This window comes from Paenibacillus sp. FSL R5-0623 (assembly GCF_037974265.1).
Taxonomy (GTDB): Bacteria; Bacillota; Bacilli; order Paenibacillales; family Paenibacillaceae; genus Paenibacillus.
The window spans coordinates 6,350,759-6,373,890 of record NZ_CP150233.1; the positions used below are offsets into that span (position 1 = coordinate 6,350,759).

The 23,132-nt window shown below is 50.3% G+C and carries 20 protein-coding genes; 8 read left to right on the plus strand and 12 right to left on the minus strand.

Going from position 1 to position 23,132, the window contains the following annotated elements:
• Positions 1–21 precede the first annotated feature (21 nt).
• Positions 22–966: a MerR family transcriptional regulator gene (locus tag MKY92_RS27830; protein WP_339298340.1), complete on the minus strand. Its 945-nt coding sequence runs from the start codon at positions 964–966 to the stop codon at positions 22–24.
• A 372-nt stretch (positions 967–1,338) separates the two neighbouring features.
• Here MKY92_RS27830 and MKY92_RS27835 point away from each other — a divergent pair, with 372 nt between their 5' ends.
• The 8 genes from MKY92_RS27835 to MKY92_RS27870 all read left to right on the plus strand — a co-directional run bounded on the left by MKY92_RS27835 (position 1,339) and on the right by MKY92_RS27870 (position 11,014).
• A complete protein-coding gene (locus tag MKY92_RS27835) occupies positions 1,339–2,709 on the plus strand; it encodes a phospholipase D family protein (RefSeq protein ID WP_339301928.1) in 1,371 nt (456 codons plus the stop codon).
• A 126-nt stretch (positions 2,710–2,835) separates the two neighbouring features.
• Entirely contained in the window at positions 2,836–3,459 is a 624-nt protein-coding gene (locus tag MKY92_RS27840) for a TetR/AcrR family transcriptional regulator (protein ID WP_339298341.1), read from the plus strand.
• Complete coding sequence (locus MKY92_RS27845; RefSeq protein WP_339298342.1) at positions 3,456–3,797, plus strand: multidrug efflux SMR transporter; 342 nt, start codon at positions 3,456–3,458, stop codon at positions 3,795–3,797. The genes MKY92_RS27840 and MKY92_RS27845 overlap by 4 nt, the downstream gene beginning before the upstream one ends.
• Complete coding sequence (locus MKY92_RS27850; RefSeq protein WP_017691901.1) at positions 3,797–4,111, plus strand: multidrug efflux SMR transporter; 315 nt, start codon at positions 3,797–3,799, stop codon at positions 4,109–4,111. The genes MKY92_RS27845 and MKY92_RS27850 overlap by 1 nt, the downstream gene beginning before the upstream one ends.
• A 337-nt stretch (positions 4,112–4,448) precedes the next feature.
• Positions 4,449–4,580 (plus strand): hypothetical protein, encoded by a 132-nt coding sequence (locus tag MKY92_RS27855; protein WP_280523080.1) that lies wholly within the window; start codon positions 4,449–4,451, stop codon positions 4,578–4,580.
• A 213-nt stretch (positions 4,581–4,793) separates the two neighbouring features.
• The gene (locus MKY92_RS27860) at positions 4,794–5,741 is read left to right on the plus strand and encodes a TetR/AcrR family transcriptional regulator (protein ID WP_339298343.1); all 948 of its coding nucleotides are present in this window, start codon (positions 4,794–4,796) and stop codon (positions 5,739–5,741) included.
• A 33-nt stretch (positions 5,742–5,774) separates the two neighbouring features.
• Positions 5,775–8,999: an efflux RND transporter permease subunit gene (locus MKY92_RS27865; protein WP_339298344.1), complete on the plus strand. Its 3,225-nt coding sequence runs from the start codon at positions 5,775–5,777 to the stop codon at positions 8,997–8,999.
• A gap of 338 nt (positions 9,000–9,337) precedes the next feature.
• Positions 9,338–11,014 (plus strand): PucR family transcriptional regulator, encoded by a 1,677-nt coding sequence (locus tag MKY92_RS27870; RefSeq protein WP_339298345.1) that lies wholly within the window; start codon positions 9,338–9,340, stop codon positions 11,012–11,014.
• 16 nt (positions 11,015–11,030) lie between these two features.
• Here MKY92_RS27870 and MKY92_RS27875 read toward each other — a convergent pair whose 3' ends face one another.
• From MKY92_RS27875 to MKY92_RS27925, 11 genes are all read right to left on the minus strand, one after another.
• Complete coding sequence (locus MKY92_RS27875) at positions 11,031–11,258, minus strand: hypothetical protein (RefSeq protein ID WP_339298346.1); 228 nt, start codon at positions 11,256–11,258, stop codon at positions 11,031–11,033.
• Positions 11,258–12,703 (minus strand): dihydropyrimidinase, encoded by a 1,446-nt coding sequence (hydA, locus tag MKY92_RS27880; RefSeq protein WP_339298347.1) that lies wholly within the window; start codon positions 12,701–12,703, stop codon positions 11,258–11,260. The genes MKY92_RS27875 and hydA overlap by 1 nt, the downstream gene beginning before the upstream one ends.
• Complete coding sequence (preA, locus tag MKY92_RS27885; RefSeq protein WP_339298348.1) at positions 12,700–13,995, minus strand: NAD-dependent dihydropyrimidine dehydrogenase subunit PreA; 1,296 nt, start codon at positions 13,993–13,995, stop codon at positions 12,700–12,702. Before preA ends, hydA begins: the two co-directional genes overlap by 4 nt.
• A 104-nt stretch (positions 13,996–14,099) precedes the next feature.
• The gene (locus tag MKY92_RS27890) at positions 14,100–15,467 is read right to left on the minus strand and encodes an NAD(P)-dependent oxidoreductase (protein WP_339301929.1); all 1,368 of its coding nucleotides are present in this window, start codon (positions 15,465–15,467) and stop codon (positions 14,100–14,102) included.
• Between the two features lie 50 nt (positions 15,468–15,517).
• A complete protein-coding gene (locus MKY92_RS27895; RefSeq protein ID WP_339298349.1) occupies positions 15,518–16,399 on the minus strand; it encodes a nitrilase-related carbon-nitrogen hydrolase in 882 nt (293 codons plus the stop codon).
• A gap of 4 nt (positions 16,400–16,403) precedes the next feature.
• The gene (locus MKY92_RS27900; RefSeq protein WP_339298350.1) at positions 16,404–17,693 is read right to left on the minus strand and encodes a M20 family metallo-hydrolase; all 1,290 of its coding nucleotides are present in this window, start codon (positions 17,691–17,693) and stop codon (positions 16,404–16,406) included.
• A 38-nt stretch (positions 17,694–17,731) separates the two neighbouring features.
• Entirely contained in the window at positions 17,732–19,105 is a 1,374-nt protein-coding gene (locus MKY92_RS27905; protein ID WP_339298351.1) for an aspartate aminotransferase family protein, read from the minus strand.
• A 21-nt stretch (positions 19,106–19,126) separates the two neighbouring features.
• A complete protein-coding gene (locus tag MKY92_RS27910) occupies positions 19,127–20,191 on the minus strand; it encodes an ABC transporter substrate-binding protein (RefSeq protein ID WP_339298352.1) in 1,065 nt (354 codons plus the stop codon).
• A 140-nt stretch (positions 20,192–20,331) separates the two neighbouring features.
• Entirely contained in the window at positions 20,332–21,270 is a 939-nt protein-coding gene (locus MKY92_RS27915; RefSeq protein ID WP_339298353.1) for an ABC transporter permease, read from the minus strand.
• Positions 21,267–22,079 (minus strand): ABC transporter permease subunit, encoded by an 813-nt coding sequence (locus MKY92_RS27920; protein ID WP_339298354.1) that lies wholly within the window; start codon positions 22,077–22,079, stop codon positions 21,267–21,269. The genes MKY92_RS27915 and MKY92_RS27920 overlap by 4 nt, the downstream gene beginning before the upstream one ends.
• The gene (locus tag MKY92_RS27925; protein WP_339298355.1) at positions 22,060–22,884 is read right to left on the minus strand and encodes an ABC transporter ATP-binding protein; all 825 of its coding nucleotides are present in this window, start codon (positions 22,882–22,884) and stop codon (positions 22,060–22,062) included. Before MKY92_RS27925 ends, MKY92_RS27920 begins: the two co-directional genes overlap by 20 nt.
• Positions 22,885–23,132 lie beyond the last annotated feature (248 nt).

Sequence of the window (23,132 nt, forward strand, 5' to 3'; positions counted from 1 at the left end):
TCATTGAATGATACGATATGTTTAGTTATGTGCCTGTCCAAACCTCGCACCAGGTGGTCGATTTGCGAGATACTCGCGTTCTATCCATGACTGCCAATCCGCTGAATCCTCTGGCATAATCCATTGCGGATAACGAGCATGATCTGCACGCTCATAGCCCTTTCCACCAAGTACGAAGCGAATATGTGGAAACTCATTTTTAATCCGCTCTATAAGCTGATCACACCGTTCAAGAAGCCCTGGGCTTGTGATCGAAAGGCAGACTAACTTGATCTTCTGCTCCCGAATAATCGGGAAGATGCCTTCTTCGGGCGTGTTCGCACCGAGATACAGTACTTCCGCCCCATTTTTACGCATAAAGAGAGAGAACAGCAGCAATCCAACCTGATGGTGCTCCCCTTCCGGACACAACGCCAGAACTTTGGGCAGATGCGGATAGATCGGGAACAGATGGAAAAACTGATAAAACCGCTGTGAAATCAGCTGTGTCATGAAGTGTTCCTGAGCCACCGAAGCCCTGCCTTGCTCCCATGCATCTCCAACCCGAACCAGAATGGGCACCAACACATGATAGAACATCGAGTCATACCCATACATGGTGAAACCAAAATCAATCAAACCATTGGCACGTTCACCCTGAAAGTTGTAGAGCGAGTCATAGATCTGATCTGCCATGCGTGCGTAGGCTTCTTCCATCGTAGGCACCGGAGCCATGATCGGCGTGGGCACAGCCTCGGGCGGATTTAATTTGTTTACTTTCAACATCCGTACCGCTTCCGAAATATTGGTCTGATGCAGCTCAACCTGCTCTTTCAACCAGCGCAGATCCGCAACATTCTCTTCGGTATACATTCGATACCCCGATTCCGTCCGCTCAGGGGTGACCGCACTATACCGATTCTCCCAAGCCCGGAGCGTCACCGTCGGGATACCGAGCATGGCAGCGACTTGTTTGATGGAATACACCTTATTACCCACTTTCTTTCCTAAATGTCCAGATTTCAAAGGTTATATCATTGGTTCCCCGTCCTTGTCAGGCATATGAAAACCCTAACATTCTACAAAAATAATACACTCATTATACACAACGCTCAGACACCTGTCGATTACATCCTGCCAATTTTGCCGTATGCTTTTTACCGCTACATCAGTTATTCTACCGGGTTGTCCTGCGTCAACGTTATCATCCGTGTGGTAATAGAAGTCAGCAAGCACAGAAGGGGGAGTCCACCGTTGGTCTCATTACGCCGCCATACATCAGACCGCAAGTCTTCACGCGGCAAATTTCCATACATACGAACAGGACTCGTCCTATTGGTCCTATGGCTCATCGCCGTCATGCTCTATCAAACCTACAAACCATTACCACCGGGCATTTCCTACGAAAGTCCGGAGTATCGTGTGGATCAAGTCGAGTTCCTGCATGACCTCACCTACCCTTCATCTGATGGACAGATGCAGCACGAACAACAGATTTTCCAGCGCATGATGCAGATTGTGGAGGAAGCAGAGCAGTTTGTCCTGGTGGATATGTTCCTGTTCAATAATTATCAGCACAAGGGACAGAACTTTCCTCCCGTGAGTACTGAATTCACCGAAGCGCTGGTTGCCAAAAAAAATCAGCATCCTGATATGGACATCTGGTTCATTACAGATGAAGTAAATACCAACTATAACTCAGCACCGAATCCGTTGCTGGAACAAATGAAACAAGCAGGCATTCATGTGGTCATCACGGATGTGGACCCTTTGCGTGATTCAACGCCAGTATACTCTGCGGTCTGGCGGACCTTCTTCCAATGGTTTGGTCAATCGGGAGATGGCTGGATCAAAAACCTGATGGCCACGGATGGCCCCGATGTAACGGTCCGTTCCTATCTCAAGCTGCTCAATGTGAAAGCAAATCATCGCAAAGTTGTTGTTAGTGAGAAGACGGCGATTGTCTCTTCTGGCAATATTCATGATGCGAGTGCCTACCACTCGAACATTGCATTTGAAGTAACAGGTCCAATCATTGGCGATATTCTTCAGTCAGAACAAGCTGTTCTCGACTTCTCAGGTGGAGGCCAGGTTCCTGCCTACACAGCTCCTTCCCCGGATTCGAATACGGGAGATTTACGAATTCGCTATTTAACTGAAGGCAAAGTGAATGACGCTGCACTCCATGAGATCAATCAGGCTGGCAAAGGTGACACCTTATGGATGGGCATGTTCTATGTGGCCTCTCCGAAAGTATTGGAAGCCCTGCTGGAAGCCGCAAAACGAGGAACCGAGATCCGGCTTGTACTTGATCCAAATGAAAATGCCTTTGGTCAGGAGAAGATCGGCATTCCGAACCGTCCTGTCGCTGCTGAATTGCATGATAAATCCGACGGTAAAATTCAGATCCGCTGGTATAACACCACCAAGGAGCAATACCATACCAAGATGATCTATCTTGCCAAAGCAACCGGTGATCATATTGTCCTCGGGGGTTCAACCAACTTCACACCTCGAAACCTGAATGACTACAATCTGGAGAATGATCTATGGGTTGCTGCTCCTCCAGATAATAAGTTCACGCTTGATATCGCGAGTTATTTCGAGCGTATTTGGAATAATAATGATGCCGAATTCACGTTAGACCTGGATGAGTTTCAGGAGAAGACTACCTTTTTGAAAGGTATCCTATATAAGCTGCAACTGATTCTGGGTTTTACAACCTTTTGATCAAAAACCACATTCATACCTGTTATGTCCGTCTGTACTCTACTGTGCAGGCGGATATTTTCATCTTGACAGGCGATGTGAAGTGTGAAAATATAATTACCTAACGACCGTTAGGAAGGTGATTGAATGACTGCACAATCCATTCGGGATGCAGCCCTGTTCCATTTTGCCAGAGATGGCTATGAGGGAGCTTCTCTGAGAGCTATTGCTGATGAAGTCGGGATTAAAAAACCGTCCATATATGCGCATTTTAGCTGCAAGGATGACTTGTTTTTACACACACTGGCCTTTGCTTTTCACGAGGTGAAACGGCACACACTGGAATATTTCCGCGATCATGCGGATCTGCCATTGGAGCAGCGGCTGAAAGGCTTGTTGATCTGGTTCGAACAAGAATACAATGCCCATGCTTCGGCTCGATTGATGCTGCGTAATTGTTTCTACCCACCCCTTTCTCTGTATGGCGAAGTGATGGATCAAGTGTATCCATTTATTGATGGCATGGAACGTGCACTGACTCGTCTGCTGCAAAGGGCAATGCGTACTGAAGATATTCCGGCCATTCCCGCGGAACAAGCCGCCATTGCATTCATGACGTTCCTCGACGGGATTACCGTGGAGATTATCTATGGAAGTTCCCGTCGCTACAAGAGACGGTTGGAAGCATCCTGGCCTGTCTTCTGGCATGGCATTCATCATTTGAACGAAGAGGCACAAAGCGTTGTGCCGAAAGGAGATTCGACAACATGAACCGCAACTGGTTATATGTATTTATCGGTGGAATTATTGAGATTGTCTGGGTGAGCGGGCTGAAACATGCCTCGAATGCCTGGGAGTGGTCTTTGACGGGGATTGCCATCGTGATCAGCTTTGGACTGATCATTGCCGCTTCCAAAAGACTGCCTGTGGGTACGGTGTATGCCGTCTTTACGGGAATTGGTACGGCGGGTACCGTCCTTACGGAAATGGTACTGTTCGGTGAGCCGTTCCGCTTGGCCAAAGTATTGCTCATCGGGCTGCTGCTCTGCGGCGTAATCGGGCTAAAACTGGTTACGGATCAGCAAGAAGCCCAAGGAGGTGCAGCGTAATGGCTTGGATGGCAATTGTAGGTGCAGGGATATGTGAAATTTTCGGCGTAATCGGTATTAATGGTGCTTCCACTAAGAAAGGATGGCCATACATCGTACTTATGCTGGTTTCGTTTGTTTTCAGCTTCTCGCTGTTGTCCTACGCCATGACGTCCATTCCGATGGGCACAGCGTATGCCGTGTGGACGGGGATCGGGACGGTCGGCAGTACGTTAACAGGCATGTTCCTGTTTGGTGAACGGAAAGAAGCGAAGCGTATCCTGTTCATCGCGATGATTTTGGTGGCAGCCGTTGGTCTGAAACTGATCACATAATGGAACAACTGAATTAACTTTATATCTCCGATTGCAGTACCGCTTTCCGATCGCTGTTATCCCCAGATTTCTTTAATTCCCTTTGAAGAGGGATAAATGGGGTGATAGCATATGCTTCCGAAGAAGCTTTCTTACAGAAAGCTTTAAGGCGAACACTTCGCTTCTTCAAGTTGGTTCTGCAATCTCCGTTATCGTGTAATTCTTAGCTTCCATTATGATATTTAATATATTTTGTAATATAAATCAGACGACTTCAATCAGGAAGTCGTCTTTTTGAGATATGATATAAATAGGAAACCTCTCTATACTTTTCCACGTAAGAAAGGATGTCGTAATCATGAAAAAATTATTGGCACGCATGGGTTCTTATACAGGGTACACCCTTCTGATCGGCATGGCCATCTTCTATCTCATCGCTCTAGTCGCCATTATTATACTCGCCTTGTACGCCTTCACTGGAGGAAACTAACTCAAACGTTCTTGATACCTTATCCTTATCGTACTTACAAGCTGCACCTTGTTACTTGCCGTCTCTCCTCCTCTTTGATCAGCCTTTTTTTTCCATATACATTTTCCAATTTACTCCCATTTGAATTCCTTCAACCAGATCGTTTATACTTGATTTGACCTTAAAGTCAATTCAAGAACTCACAAGTTCCCTGATGAGGTGAATGTGTCGTTAATGAACCCTATACATGAGATGAATGAGAAGAAAAAGCTCATCATTACTACAGCACTCAAGTTATTCTCATCCAAAGGCAGTGCTGCAACATCCATGCAAGAGATTGCAGAATTATGCGGGATGTCCAAAGGCAGCCTCTACATCATGTTCAAGTCCAAAGAGGAATTAGAAGCCAGTACTCTGGAGTACTGCATGTACACGCTCATGGACGAGATGACACAGATTGAGCATGAAACCAGCCTTACCTCGCGTGAGCGTCTGCACAAACAGATCGAGACACTGTTGATCCATGTTGCCGAACTCAAGGAATTTTTGCGGGTACAGATGCGCAGCATGATGATGGATGATGAGCAACAACGCAAGGAACAATGCCATCCGCTGCAAAGAGATCTGGAAGTCCGTACCTTACATTGGTTTAAGGATAAGCTGGAGGAGCAGTACGGATCGGAGATCGAACCATATACGATTGACCTTATTTTGCTGACACAAGGGCTGTTCCTCTCCTACGTCAAAATCTGGTTCACGGAGATGCCGTCCCTTACCGTTACCAAAATGGCAACAAATTTACTGCAAATGATGGACTATGCAGCGCACGGATTCCTTAAGCAGCGACCTTTGCCTTTGATTCCTTTGGAGGACTGGCCTGCCTGGATTACCGAACCCCATCCGGATTCCACGGTGATGCGGCATCCTATTCATATTATCAAGCAAATGCAGGATATCGCTGCCTCCGAATTGCCTGTTGGACAACCAAAGAATGATGCACTTGAGACCATTGCCATTCTCAGGCAGGAGATGATGGAATTCACGCCGCGACGTGCCATTATTCTGGGCATGATGCACAACCTGGAGAACGTAACTGCCATTCAACCCTTGCACTCCGAGCTTCAGCATATTCTGGATGCCATGTATAGCCGGTTCATCCAGGCTGACTCGTCACACACATAAACAGGAGAAACAGAGAGGAGAAGAAACCATCGTATGAAAGGTATTATTAATTTTTCACTGAACAACAAGTTTGCGATTTGGATTCTGACGATTATCATCTCTTTCGCAGGTTTGTACAGCGGATTGACGATGAAACAAGAGACAATCCCGAACATCAACGTACCGTTTCTGAATGTCACTGCCATTGATCCGGGGGCTGCACCGGAGGGAATTGTTGAAGATGTCACGAAGCCGCTGGAAGTAAAACTACGCAATGTAGATGGCGTGAAGACAGTGACCTCCACTTCCATGGAGAACGCTGCATCGATCACACTCGAATTTGATTATGGAACAGATCTAACCAACGCGACTGCAACCGTTCGTGAGGCACTGAATGAAGTACAACTGCCTGACAGCGTGCAGAAGCCGACCATTTCCAAGTTCAGCATTAACTCTTTCCCGGTTGTATCTCTGAGCCTGTCCGACAAGGACGGTGGTGACCTGGAACAATTGACACGACTGGTTGAATCAGATATTCAGCCTGCACTCGAAGATATTGACGGTGTAGCTCAGGTACAGGTGTCCGGTCAATATGTAAAAGAAGTTCAATTGAAGTTTGACCAAGCCAAAATGGCCGAGCTGGGCCTGACCGAAGATACGGTAAACGGCATCGTTCAAGGTTCATCCATTCGTGTGCCCCTTGGACTGTTTGAACTGGATAAATCCCAGAAAGCCGTTGTTGTAGATGGGAACATCATCGACATCGATGATCTGAAAAACCTTGCCATTCCAGTTGTACCCGGCGGTGCCGGTGCTTCCGCAGGCAACGGTTCAAGCGCAGCCCCACAAGGCTCTGGAGCACCAACTGGTGAAGCTGGTCAAGGTACCGCTCCAGGTGCTTCACAAGGAACGGACCAAGCTGCTGGCGGTAATGCCAGTGTAGGTAGTCCTTCAGGCGCTGCCAACGCGCCTGGCATTCCAACTGTAAAACTAAGTGAAATTGCCAAGATCGAAGTCATCGGTCAAGCGGAATCCATTTCCCGGACAGACGGCAAGGAATCGATCGGTATTTCCGTTGTAAAATCCAACGATGCCAACACGGTTGATGTCGTTAACGCAGTCAAAGATAAAGCGGAAGAGTTGCAATCGCAGTTCAAAAATGCTGATTTGACTGTCCTGCTTGACCAAGGTAAGCCGATTCAGGACTCGGTGAACACGATGCTGGGCAAAGCCGTTTTTGGCGCCTTGTTTGCCATCCTGATCATCCTGCTGTTCCTGCGTAATATTCGTTCAACCATTATTTCCATTATCTCGATCCCGCTCTCCTTGCTGATGGCATTGACTGCGCTCAATATGATGGATATTACCTTGAACATGATGACGCTGGGTGCCATGACGGTTGCCATCGGACGGGTTGTCGATGACTCCATCGTTGTTATCGAGAACATCTACCGCAGATTAACACTCAAAGGCGAGAAACTGAAAGGCCGTGAACTGGTTCGTGAAGCAACGGGCGAGATGTTTGTGCCTATCCTTTCTTCCACCATCGTAACGATTGCGGTATTCCTGCCATTGGCCTTGGTAAGCGGTATGGTGGGCGAGCTGTTCCTGCCATTTGCACTGACCATGGTATTCGCCTTGCTGGCATCCCTGATCGTTGCCATTACTATCGTGCCGATGCTTGCACACACCCTTTTCCGTGGAGGGTTGAAGAACAAACAGAATCACGAAGAAAAACCAGGCAAGATGGCGGAAGGTTACAAACGTCTGCTGAACTGGACTCTGTCACACAAACTCATCACGGTCAGTATTGCAGTAATTCTGCTGGTCGGCAGTTTGTTCCTGTACCCGTTCATCGGTGCAAGCTTCTTGCCAGAACAACAGGATAAATACGTGACTATTACGTACAGCCCGCAAACCGGAGCTTTGCGTGAAGATGTCGAAAAAGAAGCACTCGTTGCCGAGAAGTGGTTGTTGGAACAACCAGGTCTGGAGAAAATGCAATATTCCATCGGCGGCACGAACCCACTGAGCAGTATGGGTGGCGGTGGCGGAAACTCGGCGCTATTCTATATCGAATATAACGAAGATACAAAAGACTTTACTCAAGTGAAAGAACAGCTTGTCGAAGGTCTGAAGAAAGAAGTTACCGTAGGAACCTGGAATGAGCTCGACATGTCCGGCGGTCTGGGTGGCAGTGGCCTGAGCCTATCCATCTATGGCGATAATGTAGAGCAACTCAAACCTGTATCGGACGAAATTCTGAAACTGGTTGAAGCGGATAAGGATAATTTTGAAAAAGCAGACACCACACTCGCTGACACCTACGGGCAGTATACGCTCGTGGCAGATCAGGAGAAACTAAGTTCCCTGGGCCTGACTGCAGGCCAACTGGCCATGGCACTGAGCCCGGCACGGGAACGTCCTGTGCTCACGGAAGTCGATATTGATAACAAAACGTATAAAGTATATGTAGAGACAGACGACAAAACATTCAACAGTATTAAAGAGATTGAGGATGAGACCGTCACTTCACCGCTTGGCATCGAAGTACCGATCAAAGATGTTGCCAAAGTGGAAGAAGGTACGTCCCCGAACTCCATCATGCAAATTGATGGTAAGGTTGTTGTACAAGTTACAGCCAACATCCTGGCTTCGGATGTAACGAAAGCTTCGAGTAACTTACAGGCTGAGATCGACAAACTGGATCTGCCTGATGGCGTTGAAGTGAAGTTCGGCGGTACAACCGAACAGATTAATGATACATTCACTCAACTGGGTCTCGCCATGCTGGCAGCCATCGCCATTGTATACTTCGTGCTCGTTGTTACATTCGGCGGCGGATTGGCACCATTCGCAATTCTGTTCTCCCTGCCATTTACGGTTATCGGTATTATGGTAGGTCTGTTCATCGCTGGTGGTACGCTTGACGTCTCCGCCATGATGGGTGGACTGATGCTCATCGGGATCGTGGTCACCAACGCCATCGTGTTGATCGACCGTGTTATTCACAAGGAAAAAGAGGGTATGCCTACCCGCGAAGCCTTGCTGGAAGCCGGTGCAACTCGTCTGCGTCCAATTCTGATGACCGCTCTCGCGACCATCGGTGCCCTGTTGCCACTGGTAACGGGTCTCGAAGAGAGTGCAGGTATCATCTCCAAAGGACTCGGAATTACCGTAATCGGCGGTCTGATCAGCTCCACGCTGCTCACGCTGGTTATCGTACCGATTGTGTATGAGTTCCTGATGAAATTTAAAAAGAAAAGAATCGAAGATTAAGAAGTCGTTGATCGTGCTCATGTAACGGTTCGAGTACAACTTAAATACAGACTATAATATTAGCTTCTCGCCCCTTAGCGTATATTGGAATGATTGAATTCCGATGTGATGTTAAGGGGCTTTTTTTATGTAAATTCACAGAGACATAGACTGACATATAGATACTTCATTTTAGTCAAAATCACAAAAAGTACAGATCTATTTGTCATTTGAAACAAATGAACGTCAGATTTCAGCCCATCGGCTGTAAATGGAATTATAATATGGATTAATTATGTAAGTTGACGGATTCCAGACTCCAGATAGATCACATGTAATTGGGGAAGGACGGTGGTTGTGTGGGGGAGACAACGCTTCATATTCAAGTCAGAGACATGTTAAAACGTCCCGTGTTTCGCAAGGCGGAAGTTCTGGCCAGTGATCGTGCACTGGAGCGGTATGTTCGCTGGGTTCATATCATGGAAGTCCCTGAGGTAGGGGACTTGCTCAATGGCGGGGAATTGGTGCTGACGACAGGCATTGGCTGGCAGGAAGGTGAGCAGCAAGGCCTGTCTTTTTTGCGTCAGTTAATTGCACGTGGGGCTGCAGGACTCTGCATGGAACTGGGGGATCATACCAAGTCACAGCTCGGTGCCATGAAGGAAATTGCAGTTGCCGCAGATTTCCCGTTAATCTGGTTCCACGAACAAGTCCGTTATATCGATATTACGCAAGACCTGCATTTTACCCTGATTCGCAGTCATCAGCGGATGATCGCCGAACTCGATAGTCTCACCACCTCATTTAACCAACTTCTTCTGAATGGAGATGGCGTACAACCTCTGCTTCGATTATTGTCACGAACAACCGGATGTGCTGTGGCGTTATATCCACTTGAAGGAGAAGCAAGTGCAGTTCCCTATTGCCCTCCAGAGCAGTTGGAGACTCGTCGGCAGGATTGGTTTTTGCAGCGGGAACATTTGGAGGGGGAGCATATCACAGCGTTAAAAGCATACACGGAGAGCGCATTGGATGTGATCAGCATACCTGTTCAGGCGTTGGACTACACCTTTGCCGATCTTGTGCTGTTGTATCAAAAGCTGCCGGATCACGATTCAAGCATATCGATCAAACCCTCAGATGAATTCATCATTCAGGCACTGGAACGTTGCGCGGCCGCGATTGCCCAGGACTGGATGCGAACCAAATACATGGAAGAGAAACGCCGCTACAAAGAAGATATGTGGGTCATTGACTGGCTTAACGGACATCACTCCACGAAGGAAATCCATGAATATGTATCCACCGTTAATCCCCTTCTCGCAACGAGCAAAGCCACCATAATCTTATTCGACAGCAACCCCGCGTACACAGATAGCCTCAGACTTCAGAAGTTATTGATCCAACGCAACATTGTTGCCCGTTCCGTGTTCGCTCGGGAGAATTTCACCCTCTACAGCACCGTTCTGAACCACCAGATCATTCTTATCATTCTCGACCCACTACCCGGATCTCAGCGCAAAAGCAGTCTATGGCGCTGCATCGAACAGCTGCAGCAGCACGAGCAGGAACAGACCCACCGCCTCTTCTCAGGCCTGTTCGGTATCGGTCATAGCTGCGCGGACCTCGCCCGTCTCAAGGATAGCCTGGATTCCGCGAAGGAGACACTTCGGATTCAGAAGGACATCGGCGTGATGCAGCAGCCTTTTTACAGCAACCTTCATTGTTATCGCATCATTGCCAGCATGAAGCAGAGTGGCAATCTGGATGATTTCATTGAAGAATATCTGGGGCCGCTCATCCGTTACGATGTAGAGAAAGGAGGTCAGTTGCTGCGCACGCTCAAACAATATTTGGTCCTGTGCTGCTCTAAGCAAGAGACGGCCACCGCTCTATATATCGTCAGGCAGACGCTGTATCACCGTTTGGACAAAATCGAAGCCCTTCTGGGAGAAGACTATATCCTCCCCGAGAAAAGGGTCGCGATTGAACTTGCCATCTACGCCTATGAGTACGTTCATGGGCCAATCGCATAAAGAACTCCAGCATCGTCTAAGCTCCCCGCTGCTCCTGAAGCTGGCGAATCAGGATGTGACTGAACCACTTTCGTCCAGACGCCGTACCCACGTATTGCTCTTGTTTCTCTTCGGGAAGATCCGGGTGCCCCCATATGACGTGTGCACCCTCCAGATGTTCCCGTACCGCGTAGATTCGATAACCTTGTGCAACCATTCGTTCTATGGCGATTTTCTCCGCCTCAAACACATCATGATCTGACATCAGCTTCTCCCTCCATTCACTGCCGTCACAGGCTGTTTCACCAATATGGGCGCGCCTGCATCATACTTGTTGCGCTTCACATATTGGCCTGCCCCTGCTGTTCCAGTATACTGCCGATCTCGAATGACATACTCCCCGCGGCACAGCACCGTCACCGGACAACCCTGTACCTGCATGCCTTCAAATGCACTGTAATCCACGTTCATATGATGCGTATCTGCCGAGATCACCCTGTTTACAGAGGGGTCAAAAATAACGATATCCGCATCTGTCCCTACAGCCAGAGTCCCTTTCTGCGGAAATAGTCCAAATAACTTGCTCGCTCTTGTCGAACATAGATCGACCCACTGATTGAGCGTAATCCGCCCCTTGACTACACCTTCTGAATACAGAATGCTGAGGCGATCTTCGATGACAGGCCCCCCGTTCGGAATTTTGCTAAAATCATCCTTGCCCAAGTCCTTCTGCCCTTTGAAATTAAACGAACAATGATCAGAGCCGATCGTCTGCAACTGACCGCTTTTCAATGCATTCCACAGTACTTCCTGATGCGCTGCTTCTCGCAGAGGTGGTGACCAGACATACTTTGCACCCTCGAAGTTTGGCTGATCCATAATCGACTGATCCAAAGTCAAATACTGAGGACAAGTCTCCCCCCAGATGCGGTAGCCCATTTCACGCATACGTGCGATCTGCTCCACCGCTTCCGCACAGGTCACATGCACGACATACAGCTGTGAATCCGCAAGTGCAGCCAAACTGGCCGCCCGGCCTGTCGCTTCTCCCTCCAGCATGGATGGACGAGTCAGCGCATGATGAATCGGCTCGGTACGCCCTTCGGCGAGCGCCTGTCGAACCAGCAGGTCAATGACATCCCCGTTCTCGGCATGCACCATGACGAGTGCGCCGTACTCTTTTGCCTTTTGCAACGTCTGGAAGAGAATCCCGTCATCGGCCTGAAACTGGTTCTTATATGCCATGAACACCTTGAAGGATGACACACCCTCTTCTTCAATGATCTGCGGTAGCTCTTCCAGCACCTGATCATTCATCTCGCCGATCATAAGATGGAAACCGTAGTCGATGGCGGCTTTACCCTCGGCTTTGGCATGCCACTCCTGGAGGGATTCGATTAATGGACGGCCTTTTTGTGTCAGACAGAAATCAATGATCGTTGTTGTACCACCAAAGGCTGCCGCTGTCGTTCCCGTCGCAAAATCATCCGCCGTTACCGTTCCACCGAAGGGCATATCCAGATGCGTATGCGGGTCGATCCCGCCCGGAATGACGTAACAGCCCGCTGCATCCACAACCTCCGTTCGTTCGTCAGGCATCAGTCCGATGCCAATCTGCGTGATTTTACCCTTTTCGATCAAAATATCTGCTTCAAAGGTATCCGACGCCGTGACCAACACACCATTACGAATCAATTTGCGGGTACTCATGATATCGCCTCCTTGGTTGATTGATCTCTAACGGATTGCAGCATCGCAATCGCAGACTGACGTTCATTCCAGGTTACAGGTTCCTGCTCAGGTACAAGTTCAACCATATCAATCGCCCCATCCACCGGGCAAACGATCGAACACAGATTACAGCCAACACAGTCCTCTTCCACCACTTCCAGATAGGAGCCGGACGGGTCGGTCAACATATCAATACACTGATGCGAGGTGTCCTCACAAGCAATATGGCATTTATTGCAATTGATGCAGATATCGCGGTTGATGCGGGCGACCACTTTGTAGTTCAGATCAAGATTGCCCCAATCCGAGTAACGTGGAACCGTCTGACCGACCAACTCTGCGATACTGCTTAGACCCTTTTCATCCAGATAATCGTTCAGCCCATCAATCATGTCCTCCACAATACGGAATCCATGATGCATCGCTGCGGTACATACCTGAACCCCTGTAGCGCCCATGAGCAGAAACTCTGCCGTATCCCGCCAGTCCGAGATGCCACCAATACCCGAGATCGGCACACCCACCTCCGGATTACGTGCGCACTCGGCAACCATGTTCAGTGCAATTGGCTTCACGGCTGGGCCACAGTATCCGCCATGTGCTCCTTTGCCGCCGACATGCGGCACGGTATTCCACGAATCCAGGTCCACACCTGCCAGGGAGTTAATCGTATTGATCAAGGAGATCGCATTCGCGCCGCCGCGGACAGCTGCCCGGGCGGTCGCCGTAATATCCGTGATATTCGGCGTGAGCTTCACGATCACCGGTGTGGTCGCCACTTCCTTCACCCACATCGTCTGCAGCTCCACAAGGTCAGGCTGTTGACCGGAGGCAGCTCCCATGCCACGCTCAGCCATACCATGCGGGCAGCCAAAATTCAGCTCCAGACCGTCGACGCCGACGGCTTCCACCATTTTCACAATCTCATGCCACTTCTCCCGCGTAGGTTCCACCATCAGTGACGCCACAACCGCACGATCCGGGAATCGCTTCTTGGTCTCGGCAATCTCCCGCAGATTCACTTCCAGCGGACGATCGGATATCAATTCAATATTGTTAAACCCCGCTACACGCTGTCCGCCAAAATGGACCGCCGCGAAACGGGAGGATGTATTGATAATTGGCTCACCCAGCGTCTTCCACACCGCGCCACCCCAGCCCGCTTCGAACGCACGCTGGACCTGATACCCCGTATTGGTCGGTGGTGCAGAAGCCAGCCAGAATGGATTGGGTGATCGAATACCTGCCAGATTAATGGATAAGTCAGCCATAACGATCCCTCCTTGGTGTTGTTTGAACTTACAGTCTGCCGCTTACGGCAAGGAAGCTACTAAAACACGTGCAGTTTGTTATCCGTACATTGTATAGCGCCTGATCATGCCGTCTCTTCCACCTGTCCAGGCAATGCCTTCATGACTGCGACAGCAGCCAGCTTACCCTGCTGTGCAGCCGAGACAACCATCGCTTCACCCTGGCCCTGACCAAAAATAACATCACCTGCCGCATAGATCTGAGGGTGTGAGGTACGGTACGAATGCGGCTCGATCTCGACAACACCCCAGTGGTGACGCAGCCCAAACGCTTCGATTAATGGTAATAAACGATGCTGCCCAATCGCCCGGATGACCGTATCACATTCAATCATGAACTCCGATCCCTCCACAGGCACAGGCAACGCGCGCCCACCACCAGGCGGGGTAATTAGCTCCATTTTCACACATTCCACAGCTTGAACCCGACCATTCTCGTCTCCAATGATACGCTGCGGCATCGTAAACCACCGGAACTCTACACCCTCCTGCTTGGCAAACGTATATTCAAACGCATACGCCGTCATCTGGCTTTCCCCGCGCCGATATAACATCTGCACCCGCTCGGCACCAAGACGTACCGAACAGGTCGCTGCATCTACCGCCGTATTGCCCGCGCCAATAACGGCAACCTTCAGACCATTCAGCGCGGGCGGAACACCTTGCTTGGTAGACTCCACCAGTTCAATCGCATCATAGACACCTTCCAGTGTCTCACCTTCAATGCCCAGCATAGGTACTGAACCCATGCCACATGCCAGAATGACCGCTTCATGTTGCTCTAGCAACTGCGTAGCAGGAATATCCACACCGATGCGCACCCCATAGCGGATCTGCACACCTAGTGCCTCTACCTGCTCCACTTCCCACAGCGCAATCGATTCGGGCAGACGGAAAGATACGATGCCGTACGTGTTCAGCCCGCCGCCCTTGGGTTTTGCTTCGTAGATCGTCACCTCATAACCTGCGCGCCCCAGCTCACGTGCCGCCGACAGTCCCGCAGGGCCCGCTCCCACAACAGCAACGTTTCTCCCATTGGCAGGTGCTGCCTGGAATAACGGCTCATTCTTCGCTCTTGCCCAATCAGTGGCGTAACGCTGTAAGTCACCTATTCGAATCGGCTTCGACGATTCGTTTAGTACACATGCGCCTTCACATAACTCTTCTGTGGGGCATACACGTGCGCAGCTGGCTCCAACCGGATTCGCATCCATGATGGTGCGGGCCGATCCTTTTAGGTGCCCTGTCGATATTTTGCTAATAAACGAAGGGATATTAATGTCAGTTGGGCAAGCCTTGATACAAGGTGCATCGTAACAGTACAGACAGCGGTTCGACTCCTCCATCGCTTCCTTGCCTGTCATGGCGGGTTTCATCTCGGCAAAACGACTCTCCCACCCATAATCGGATAACGTTGTTCCTGAGCTGTTCATCAATGTCATGCACCTCCTGAAGTTTGATCCGGGCTAGATCCCAGCTATCTTCACAGACGAACCAGATGTTCGTACGTTTCCGGCCTGCGATCGCGGTAGAACTGCCACACATTACGCACCTCACGAATCATCTCCGTGTCCATCTCGCCAATGACGACCTCATCCTGATCCCTGCTGCCTACCGCTACCATGCTGCCTCGCGGGTCGACCAGGTACGACTGTCCATAAAATTCACCCATATTCCATGGCGCCTCCACACCAACCCGGTTAATGGCTGCAACATAATAGCCGTTGGCTACCGCGTGAGCAGGCTGTTCCAGTTTCCACAGATATTCCGATGTACCCGCAACCGTAGCGGACGGATTGAACACTATTTCAGCCCCCGCCAACCCGAGCAATCGTGCCCCTTCCGGAAAATGACGATCATAACAGATGTACACACCCACTCTGGCGTAGGCTGTATCAAAAACCGGAAACCCAAGGTTACCTGGTTTGAAATAATACTTTTCCCAGAACCCATTTGTACCCTCACCCGCCTCCACATGCGGGATATGATGTTTGCGATATTTGCCCAGATATGAACCATCCGCATCAATGACAGCTGCCGTATTGTAATACGAAGCAATGCCCTCCACCTCATACACAGGTGAAATAATCACCACCGCAAGCTCCTTCGCCAGCTCCTGAAAACGTCTGGTCGTTGGTCCTTCCGGTACCGGTTCAGCGGATGCATACCATTTTGGATTCTGCTCTGTGCAAAAGTACGGTCCATAGAATACTTCCTGCAACCCGATGATCTTGGCGCCTCTTGCAGCAGCTTCACGAACCAGCGCAATGTGTTTCTGAACCGCAGCTTCTTTGTGCACCTCAACGGGAGCCGAACCTTCAATCTCATGAGAAGCCTGGATTAGTCCGATGCTGATTTTGCCCATAACGTCACAACGCCTCCTCAGGTAAAATGATTGGTTGGTTCATTCCACTGCACATCCTCCGAATGGTGCGATATAACACTTCCGTGCCAAGTCCAATATCCTCCGGGGAGGAATATTCTCTGGGATGATGACTGATACCGTCTTTGCTGCGGACAAAAATCATGCCATAATCACACACAAGCGAAAGGGCCAACGCATCATGGAATGGACCACTCATCAGTTCTGGCAAAGTAACGCCGATCTCTTCCGCGGATGAACGAATCACCGACTTGATTGGCTCTGCACAATACCGCGGCTCACTATTCGTATCCTCTGTCAGCGAGTAAGTTAGACCATATCGGGAACTCACGTCATCCAAAATGTTCATCAATCGGGCTTCAAGTCTGTTCCTGCGCTCCATCTCCATGTCTCGTAAATCAACCGTGAAGCTGACTTCCTCCGGGATAATATTCCGTGAGTCTGGAAACACCCTCAGACTTCCCACCGTACCTACGGTTGGAGCTTCCGGATCTTCTCTCACCATATCGTCAAAAGCCGCAATGACTTTGGCGCTGCCTACCAAAGCATCATGCCGCATTCCCATCGGAACGGAGCCGGCATGACCCGCCATGCCTTTCATCGTCACCGTAAGCCACAACGGACCCGAGATGCCCGTCACCAGACCTACTGGTGCATTCAACGCTTCCAGCACCGGCCCCTGCTCAATGTGCAGCTCCAGATAACTGCCTATGGAACCTGTCGGGTAGATCGCTTCTTCAAAATCCGAAGGGGAACAGCCGAAGTCTTCCAGCGCCTCCCGGCGGGTCACTCCGTTTTTATCCTGACGCTCCAGTTCGCCTTCTTCCAACTGACCAGTTATACCACGCGAGCCGAAAAGGCCTTTGTTAAAACGGGAACCTTCTTCATCGCAAAAGGCAATCACCTCAATTGGCATACAGGGCTGAATGCCATTTTCGATCAGGCATTGCACCGCTTCGAGCGCACCGAGCACACCAATCGCACCATCATATCGACCGCCGTAAGGCTGAGAGTCGATATGGGAACCAATCATGAGGATCGGCAGCGCCTGATCCGCACCTTCCAGACGACCTATCAGATTACCGAAGGGATCAAGTCGTGTCGTCAGACCGGCATTTTCCATCCAGAGACGAACTTGTATGATGCCATCCATATCTTCCGGGGTCAGGGCAAGTCGGCAGACACCCGTTTCCGCGATTCGGCCAATCTGTGACAACTGCTCAATTCGCTCATTCAGCCGAAACTGATTAATGAGTTTGCCTGTCGTGGTCTGCATCCTCGCTCGCCTCCTTGTGTGTTATCCATCTATGGCAACTAACCTGCGTCCAGACTACGGAGCGCAACGAGCAAACTTCCAGCGATCAGATCCAGCTCTTCCTCGGTGGTGACAAATGGTGGAGAGATCGTCAAAATGTTTGCAAACCCCGGCACGGTATCACCGTTCTTGCCAATCAGAATGCCGTCCCTTTTACAACTGGCGAGTACTTTCATCACTTTGTCCGCCTCCGCAGGAGAACCATCAGCTTCAATCAACTCCACCCCACAGGCGAATCCGAATGAACGGATATCCCCCACAATGGACAGCTCCAGCAAAGATTCCAGCTTCTCACGAAGCAGGTATCCCAGTTCCTCCGCGCGGCTGACGAGATTCTCTCGTTCCAGAATCTCCAGATTCGCCAGTGCAACTCGGCAGGATACCGGATTCCCGCCAAAGGTATTCACATGGCGAAAGTGGGCATCCGGGCCGGGTTCCCGGAACGTATCATACAGATCGGCTCTCACGGCCGTTGCCGATAGCGGTGAATACGCACTAGTCATGCCTTTTGCCATTGTCACAATATCTGGCTTCACGCCATAGTTCTGATGACCAAACTTCTGCCCTGAGCGTCCAAAACCGCAGATTACCTCATCTACAATGAGCAACACGCCATAGCGCTGACAGATTTCTTGTACGGTACGCATATAATCCGGCGGTGGGACAATCATGCCGCCCCCTGTGATCACCGGCTCCATAATTACTGCGGCAACTGTCTCAGGACCTTCCCAACGAATCACCTCTTCATAGATGGTTGCACACTCGAGTCCGCATCCATCCTTGTTTCTTCCAAACGGACAGCGGTAACAATACGGTGGCGGAACATGAGAGAAACCTACGCCGAGCGGCTCGTATTTGATCTTGCGGGCAGCTTGCCCGGTGGCGCCCAGTGCGCCCATGGAATTACCGTGATAGGCACGGTGACGGGAGATGAATTTGTGCCGAGTAGGCTCACCATTCTGATGGTGATACTGACGGGCTATTTTGAAAGCCACCTCATTCGCATCTGAACCCGAGTTGGAGAAGAATATTCGATACTCCCCCTCCAGCCAGTCATTCAGCTTCTCCGCCAGCAAAATTGCCGGTTCGTGACTCTGCGTCATCGGCACATAAGCGAGTGCTTTCATCTGTTCGTAGGCACTTCTCGCAATCTCCTCACGGCCATGCCCCACATTCACACACCACAGTCCGGACATCGCATCCAGATAACGCGTACCATCCTGATCGGTGATCCAGCTGCCCTCCCCGCTTACCGCAATCATTGGATGATCGTTATGAGGCGAGATGTGATGCCACACGTATTTGCGATCCTTCTCCAGCCATTCTTCCTTCGTACCGCCTAGCGGCTGAGGTTGCTGATCCACAGAACTCATTTGTCATCCTCCTCCACACGCTTATTTCACCGCTTCTTCATAGATGCTTTTCTCCAGCGCTTCATCCAGATTGGCGGCTTTTTTGATTAGGCCATAGTTCAGTGCAATATCCGCAGTTCGGGTAAATGACTCATCCACAAAACTCCCAACTTGCTGTTCCGTAAATCCTTCCGGGCGAATCAGCTTTGCAATCTCTTCCAGCATCGTGACCTGATGTTCACGGGTGGTGCTGCCATCCGTCACATTACTCATCACGATATCCACCGTCTCATCCTGTTCATCAATGGCGTAGTTCCAGCCTTTCAGAATGGCACGGGTCACTTTGACCGCAAGCTCACGGTTGCTGTCTACCCAATCCTTCTTCGCAATCAGCGTATCCTCAAGCATGCCAACACCGGCATCTTCAATGTTGAACACATCCAGATCTGATTCTTTCATTCCACTTTCCAGCACCACGTGGTATTCGTTATAGATCGTTGCCGTCGCCACATCCACCTGATCATTGAAGAACTGATCCATCGTGAACCCCTGCTTCACCAGTTCAATATCCTTCTTCGGGTCCAGGCCATTCTTCTCCATGAACGCGAGCACCTGAAACTGCTGACTGCCGAACCAGGTACTGACCTTTTTGCCTTTCATCTGAGCCGGATCAGTAATGCCCAGGGACTTCTTGGCAATCAAGCGATAACTACTCTTCTGTGAGATCTGGGCGAGCGAGACGAGCGGCAGACCGTTATCCCGGCTGACCAGCAAACTGTCCACTCCGGTGATCCCTACATCGGCCGCACCATTAACCACCTGCTGCTCAATCACGATATCCGGGCCACCCGGAATAATCTCGGCATCAATGCCTTCCTCTGCAAAAAAACCTTTTTCCTTCGCTGCATAGATCCCAGCAAATTGCGCCTGCGGCACCCATTTCAGCTGAATTTTCACTTTGGTTAAGGGTTGATCTGCTTCTCCCGCCCCTCCTGAACTCGCAGCAACAGGCTCAGCCGCCGGCTCGGACTTCGTAGAACATGCGCTCAGCATCGTAACAACCAACAGGACCAATACCAGCAAACCCGGCTTTAACGTTTTGTACATGTACAGAACAACCCCCTGTTTATATCCGATTTATCAAGCATCAGTCCGTGTTCAAAAAGTCTGCTTTTCAGTACCGTGGACTTTTTGACCAACCTCAATCACGTATTACGATCTATGGATGGTCGGTACCCTGATGTATGTTAGTGATCTGTGCGTGCACGATTCCACGGAATGAGTCGTTTTTCTGCCAGGACAACCGCTTCATACAACACAATACCAAGCGCGGCAGCGATGACAATGCAGGACCAGGCCAAGGGCATGTTCGCCAGTCGAATCTGATCCGAGAGCAAGTACCCCAGCCCCTGGGAGGCGATGAAAAATTCACCCACAATGGCCCCAATAATACTGGTCGACATGTTGATCTTCAGACCGGCAAAGAGGGAAGGCAGGGCATGAGGCAGTCTTAGCTTCCAAAAAAACTGCATCCTGCTTGCGGCAAGGCCACTCAGCAGATCACTGTACTGCGGCTGAATGGAAGTCAGCCCTTTGAACAGGCTGACAGCCATGGCGGCCATTGTAATCACCGTGACAACAGCAATACGGGACCAGATCCCATCACCAAACCAATTGTTCATAATTGGGGCAAGAGCCACGATCGGAACAGCGTTCAGTGCTGACAGAACCGTAACCGCCGCCCTGCCGCTTGTGGGAAAGAACGATGCACCCGCTGCCGCCATAGCGCCTAGCAGGGAACCGAGCAGAAAGCCACCCAGCATTTCGGTTCCGCTGTACATCGCATAACGAAAGAGCATATTGGCATCTTCCTGAATGGATGCCGCAATCGCGGAAGGCACAGGCAGTTGGTAACTTTCCAGCGAAAATATCCAATGAAACAACCTGAGCTGCCAAAGGGTGAGAAACAACACACCAGCACCCCAAGGAAGCATACTCATTGCAATGGAGCGCCCGCGAACGCTGGTGCCCAATCTGGCCTTTCCGGCTTGTCCCTGTTGTCCATGAATTTCCGATCCTGGGACAGCTGCCGTCTGTGAACCATTGAGGGGCATAGCCGCGCCAGTTACAGCAGCAATCGACACACCTTCATCACATTTCCGGCTCAACACACTACCTTCACTCATGTGGCCTGACCTCCTTTGGCCCTGAATTCAGGCTGCCAGGGGGTTAGCCAACGTTCAGCCAGACTGATGGCCAGATACGAGATCAGGCCAATGCCAATGCTAAGCATGATGGTGGCCCAGAACATGCCAACTTGGGCATGGCCGTAATATAACGAACTGACCATCAGGACGCCGAGTCCATCGGGGGCACCCATCAATTCCACTACGATGGAGGAGGTCACCGCCAGCGGAGCAGCTATTTTCATACCAGAAAATAGTCCCGGCAGTGCAGAGGGCAGCAGACATTTGATATATCGTGCAGTCAGTGAAGCTCCACAGGAACGCATCAGTTCCAGGTGCTCTGGTGCTGTACTTTTCAATCCTTTTAACGTATGGATGATGATTGGGAAGAAGGTGACATATGCGGCCATAACAATTCGGGCCCACTCCGCGTTGTGGATAATGCCGTACACGATTGGTGCGAGACCAATAACCGGAACCATCTGTGAGGAGACAACATATGGCGATAACGTGCGCTCCAGCCAGATAGCCGCGCTCATGAGCAACGCCAAACCCAGACCCAGCAGCGTTCCCCCTGCAAAACCAATGGCGGCATTACCAAACGTGACAGCCCCCTGTTCTGCGAGCGTACCCGAGTACCGAAAAAGGGCCGCAAGGACTTCGTGCAGATAAGGAAGGCGAGACGCGGCCTGCTGAGGTGACAGGAACAATTGGAGCATCCAGGCGATTCCTTCCCACAGCACCAATATGACCATAAACCAGATGACGACCCAGGAGCGATAGCCTGGTTTAAAGAATCGCAGGGACATGAGAGTCATCACGCTCCTCGTAGAAGCAGTTGCGAATGGTTGTAATCATGTGGTAGAAAGCTTCCGTTTCTCTCAGTTCACTATGACGTTCGGAAGGCAGATTGACGGAATGAATGGAATGTACTTGCCCCGGATGTGCCGAGAGCACGATGATCCGGTCGGATAGAAATACGGCTTCGGGGATGCTGTGTGTGACAAAGAGGAAGGTCTTGCCTGTCGAGCGCTTGATCTCAAGCAGCTCCAATTGAAGCTTTTCTTTGGTGAATTCGTCCAGGGCCGAAAAGGGTTCATCCATGAGCAGCAATGGCGGATCAAGCGCAAGGGCACGTGCAATGGATACACGTTGCTGCATCCCGCCACTGAGCTGCCATGGATAATGGTCTGCGAAGCGGGTTAACCCTACCATTTCAAGCAGTTCACCGCTAATGCGGCGGCACTCCTTCCGGCGGGTACCCAGCAGTTCCAAGGGTAATTCCACATTGTGACGAACGGTGCGCCAATCGAACAAGGCGGGTGTCTGAAAGACAATGCCGAACTGTCGCTGTAGTCGAGCCCGCTCAGGCTCCTGACCTGCAATGCGTACGGTACCTGAGGTAGGTTGAAGCAGATCACCTACCAGCCGGAGCAAGGTCGACTTGCCACACCCGGAAGGGCCCAGCAGAGAGGCAAACTCATTGGACTGGATCTGGAATGTAACATCCGACAAGGCAGTGACTTGTTGTGTACCTGTTCCAAAAACAACGGACACATGATCTACATCAATATGGCAGGCTTCGGGGACTGTGGCTGAGGGTGCGGAGGACATGGGCATTCTCCTTTGTGGGAAGTTATTTTCATTGCACACCAAGGCTGAATGGGAGGTTTATATACACAAACGTAACAGGTTTTGCTTGTTAGATAATACTATATCGCTTTGGGCGGGGATTACATTATACAGTGTGTTTTGAGTATGGGCCCGTTCATGTTACACAATGTAAAATGAGACCCATTCTCAGATGTATTCATGTGAGTTTCCTTGGTAGAAAGCTAACATATATTTCACCTAACAATAAG